We start from the raw sequence: 5098 nt of genomic DNA on the forward strand, positions 1-5098 counted from the left end.
CGTCTTCACACACCGCAATCTGATGCTCTTTCGAGTAGTCAAATTGCTTGGGTGTTATATGGTCAAGCCTCACGGGCAATTAGTATTGGTTAGCTCAACGCCTCACAGCGCTTACACACCCAACCTATCAACGTCGTAGTCTTCGACGGCCCTTCAGGGAACTCAAGGTTCCAGTGAGATCTCATCTTGAGGCAAGTTTCCCGCTTAGATGCTTTCAGCGGTTATCTTTCCCGAACATAGCTACCCGGCAATGCCACTGGCGTGACAACCGGAACACCAGAGGTTCGTCCACTCCGGTCCTCTCGTACTAGGAGCAGCCCCTCTCAAATCTCAAACGTCCACGGCAGATAGGGACCGAACTGTCTCACGACGTTCTAAACCCAGCTCGCGTACCACTTTAAATGGCGAACAGCCATACCCTTGGGACCGGCTTCAGCCCCAGGATGTGATGAGCCGACATCGAGGTGCCAAACACCGCCGTCGATATGAACTCTTGGGCGGTATCAGCCTGTTATCCCCGGAGTACCTTTTATCCGTTGAGCGATGGCCCTTCCATACAGAACCACCGGATCACTAAGACCTACTTTCGTACCTGCTCGACGTGTCTGTCTCGCAGTCAAGCGCGCTTTTGCCTTTATACTCTACGACCGATTTCCGACCGGTCTGAGCGCACCTTCGTACTCCTCCGTTACTCTTTAGGAGGAGACCGCCCCAGTCAAACTACCCACCATACACTGTCCTCGATCCGGATAACGGACCTGAGTTAGAACCTCAAAGTTGCCAGGGTGGTATTTCAAGGATGGCTCCACGCGAACTGGCGTCCACGCTTCAAAGCCTCCCACCTATCCTACACAAGCAAATTCAAAGTCCAGTGCAAAGCTATAGTAAAGGTTCACGGGGTCTTTCCGTCTAGCCGCGGATACACTGCATCTTCACAGCGATTTCAATTTCACTGAGTCTCGGGTGGAGACAGCGCCGCCATCGTTACGCCATTCGTGCAGGTCGGAACTTACCCGACAAGGAATTTCGCTACCTTAGGACCGTTATAGTTACGGCCGCCGTTTACCGGGGCTTCGATCAAGAGCTTCGCGTTAGCTAACCCCATCAATTAACCTTCCGGCACCGGGCAGGCGTCACACCCTATACGTCCACTTTCGTGTTTGCAGAGTGCTGTGTTTTTAATAAACAGTCGCAGCGGCCTGGTATCTTCGACCGGCGTGGGCTTACGCAGCAAGTGCTTCACCCTCACCGGCGCACCTTCTCCCGAAGTTACGGTGCCATTTTGCCTAGTTCCTTCACCCGAGTTCTCTCAAGCGCCTTGGTATTCTCTACCCAACCACCTGTGTCGGTTTGGGGTACGGTTCCTGGTTATCTGAAGCTTAGAAGCTTTTCTTGGAAGCATGGCATCAACCACTTCGTCGCCTAAAGGCAACTCGTCATCAGCTCTCGGCCTTGGAATCCCGGATTTACCTAAGATTCCAGCCTACCACCTTAAACTTGGACAACCAACGCCAAGCTGGCCTAGCCTTCTCCGTCCCTCCATCGCAATAACCAGAAGTACAGGAATATTAACCTGTTTTCCATCGACTACGCTTTTCAGCCTCGCCTTAGGGACCGACTAACCCTGCGTCGATTAACGTTGCGCAGGAAACCTTGGTCTTTCGGCGTGGGTGTTTTTCACACCCATTGTCGTTACTCATGTCAGCATTCGCACTTCTGATACCTCCAGCAAGCTTCTCAACTCACCTTCACAGGCTTACAGAACGCTCCTCTACCGCATCACTTACGTGATACCCGTAGCTTCGGTGTATGGTTTGAGCCCCGTTACATCTTCCGCGCAGGCCGACTCGACTAGTGAGCTATTACGCTTTCTTTAAAGGGTGGCTGCTTCTAAGCCAACCTCCTAGCTGTCTAAGCCTTCCCACATCGTTTCCCACTTAACCATAACTTTGGGACCTTAGCTGACGGTCTGGGTTGTTTCCCTTTTCACGACGGACGTTAGCACCCGCCGTGTGTCTCCCATGCTCGGCACTTGTAGGTATTCGGAGTTTGCATCGGTTTGGTAAGTCGGGATGACCCCCTAGCCGAAACAGTGCTCTACCCCCTACAGTGATACATGAGGCGCTACCTAAATAGCTTTCGAGGAGAACCAGCTATCTCCGAGCTTGATTAGCCTTTCACTCCGATCCACAGGTCATCCGCTAACTTTTCAACGGTAGTCGGTTCGGTCCTCCAGTCAGTGTTACCTAACCTTCAACCTGCCCATGGATAGATCGCCCGGTTTCGGGTCTATTCCCAGCGACTAGACGCCCTATTAAGACTCGCTTTCGCTACGCCTCCCCTATTCGGTTAAGCTCGCCACTGAAAATAAGTCGCTGACCCATTATACAAAAGGTACGCAGTCACAGAACAAAGTCTGCTCCCACTGCTTGTACGCATACGGTTTCAGGATCTATTTCACTCCCCTCTCCGGGGTTCTTTTCGCCTTTCCCTCACGGTACTAGTTCACTATCGGTCAGTCAGTAGTATTTAGCCTTGGAGGATGGTCCCCCCATATTCAGACAAAGTTTCTCGTGCTCCGTCCTACTCGATTTCATGACTAAGAGACTTTCGCGTACAGGGCTATCACCCACTATGGCCGCACTTTCCAGAGCGTTCCGCTAATCTCAAAGCCACTTAAGGGCTAGTCCCCGTTCGCTCGCCACTACTAAGGGAATCTCGGTTGATTTCTTTTCCTCAGGGTACTTAGATGTTTCAGTTCCCCTGGTTCGCCTCTTGCACCTATGTATTCAGTACAAGATAACCATCTTATGATGGCTGGGTTCCCCCATTCAGACATCTCCGGATCAAAGTCTGTTTGCCGACTCCCCGAAGCTTTTCGCAGGCTACCACGTCTTTCATCGCCTCTGACTGCCAAGGCATCCACCGTATGCGCTTCTTCACTTGACCATATAACCCCAAGCAATCTGGTTATACTGTGAAGACGACATTCGCCGAAAATTCGAATTTCTCAACTAAGAGAACTCACAAATTTTACCTTAGCCTGATCACCACCAGTGAAAGTGGATCTCAGTCTATCTTTCTATCACATACCCAAATTTTTAAAGAACGAACTAGTCAAAGACTAGAAATCAACATTCACCATCACAACGATGGAATGCTCATTTCTAAGCTCTTACTTCAGAAGCAGTAGTGGTGGAGCCAAGCGGGATCGAACCGCTGACCTCCTGCGTGCAAGGCAGGCGCTCTCCCAGCTGAGCTATGGCCCCGTATTTCTACAGGCGTTTCCCACACAAAATTGGTGGGTCTGGGCAGATTCGAACTGCCGACCTCACCCTTATCAGGGGTGCGCTCTAACCAACTGAGCTACAGACCCAATTTCGGGCTGCTTCTTTCGTCTTCTTCAATGAATCAAGCAATTCGTGTGGGAACTTATGGAGCAGCTGATGTCGTCGATTAAGGAGGTGATCCAGCCGCAGGTTCCCCTACGGCTACCTTGTTACGACTTCACCCCAGTCATGAATCACACCGTGGTAACCGTCCTCCCGAAGGTTAGACTAGCTACTTCTGGTGCAACCCACTCCCATGGTGTGACGGGCGGTGTGTACAAGGCCCGGGAACGTATTCACCGCGACATTCTGATTCGCGATTACTAGCGATTCCGACTTCACGCAGTCGAGTTGCAGACTGCGATCCGGACTACGATCGGTTTTATGGGATTAGCTCCACCTCGCGGCTTGGCAACCCTTTGTACCGACCATTGTAGCACGTGTGTAGCCCAGGCCGTAAGGGCCATGATGACTTGACGTCATCCCCACCTTCCTCCGGTTTGTCACCGGCAGTCTCCTTAGAGTGCCCACCATTACGTGCTGGTAACTAAGGACAAGGGTTGCGCTCGTTACGGGACTTAACCCAACATCTCACGACACGAGCTGACGACAGCCATGCAGCACCTGTCTCAATGTTCCCGAAGGCACCAATCCATCTCTGGAAAGTTCATTGGATGTCAAGGCCTGGTAAGGTTCTTCGCGTTGCTTCGAATTAAACCACATGCTCCACCGCTTGTGCGGGCCCCCGTCAATTCATTTGAGTTTTAACCTTGCGGCCGTACTCCCCAGGCGGTCAACTTAATGCGTTAGCTGCGCCACTAAGAGCTCAAGGCTCCCAACGGCTAGTTGACATCGTTTACGGCGTGGACTACCAGGGTATCTAATCCTGTTTGCTCCCCACGCTTTCGCACCTCAGTGTCAGTATCAGTCCAGGTGGTCGCCTTCGCCACTGGTGTTCCTTCCTATATCTACGCATTTCACCGCTACACAGGAAATTCCACCACCCTCTACCATACTCTAGCTCGCCAGTTTTGGATGCAGTTCCCAGGTTGAGCCCGGGGATTTCACATCCAACTTAACGAACCACCTACGCGCGCTTTACGCCCAGTAATTCCGATTAACGCTTGCACCCTCTGTATTACCGCGGCTGCTGGCACAGAGTTAGCCGGTGCTTATTCTGTCGGTAACGTCAAAATTGCAGAGTATTAATCTACAACCCTTCCTCCCAACTTAAAGTGCTTTACAATCCGAAGACCTTCTTCACACACGCGGCATGGCTGGATCAGGCTTTCGCCCATTGTCCAATATTCCCCACTGCTGCCTCCCGTAGGAGTCTGGACCGTGTCTCAGTTCCAGTGTGACTGATCATCCTCTCAGACCAGTTACGGATCGTCGCCTTGGTGAGCCATTACCTCACCAACTAGCTAATCCGACCTAGGCTCATCTGATAGCGCAAGGCCCGAAGGTCCCCTGCTTTCTCCCGTAGGACGTATGCGGTATTAGCGTTCCTTTCGAAACGTTGTCCCCCACTACCAGGCAGATTCCTAGGCATTACTCACCCGTCCGCCGCTGAATCCAGGAGCAAGCTCCCTTCATCCGCTCGACTTGCATGTGTTAGGCCTGCCGCCAGCGTTCAATCTGAGCCATGATCAAACTCTTCAGTTCAAACATCTTTGGGTTTTTAAGAAACCCTAAACTTGGCTCAGCAATCGTTGGTTACATCTTTGATTTCTCGCGGAGTAACTTGTGATGCTGATAATCTTGTTGAC

Annotated in this window: 2 tRNA genes and 2 rRNA genes; all 4 read right to left on the reverse strand. The window is 51.7% G+C overall.

Going from position 1 to position 5098, the window contains the following annotated elements:
- Positions 1-58: 58 nt before the first annotated feature.
- Positions 59-2949, reverse strand: a 23S ribosomal RNA gene (locus tag AC1RT4_RS28945).
- 244 nt (positions 2950-3193) lie between these two features.
- Positions 3194-3269 (reverse strand) — tRNA-Ala (locus AC1RT4_RS28950).
- Between the two features lie 30 nt (positions 3270-3299).
- Positions 3300-3376: transfer RNA gene (locus AC1RT4_RS28955), tRNA-Ile, on the reverse strand.
- A gap of 81 nt (positions 3377-3457) precedes the next feature.
- Positions 3458-4994, reverse strand: a 16S ribosomal RNA gene (locus AC1RT4_RS28960).
- The 16S and 23S rRNA genes sit together here with 2 tRNA genes alongside, the layout of an rRNA operon.
- Positions 4995-5098: the final 104 nt, after the last annotated feature.

The organism is Pseudomonas sp. GW821-FHT11D10 (assembly GCF_058808435.1).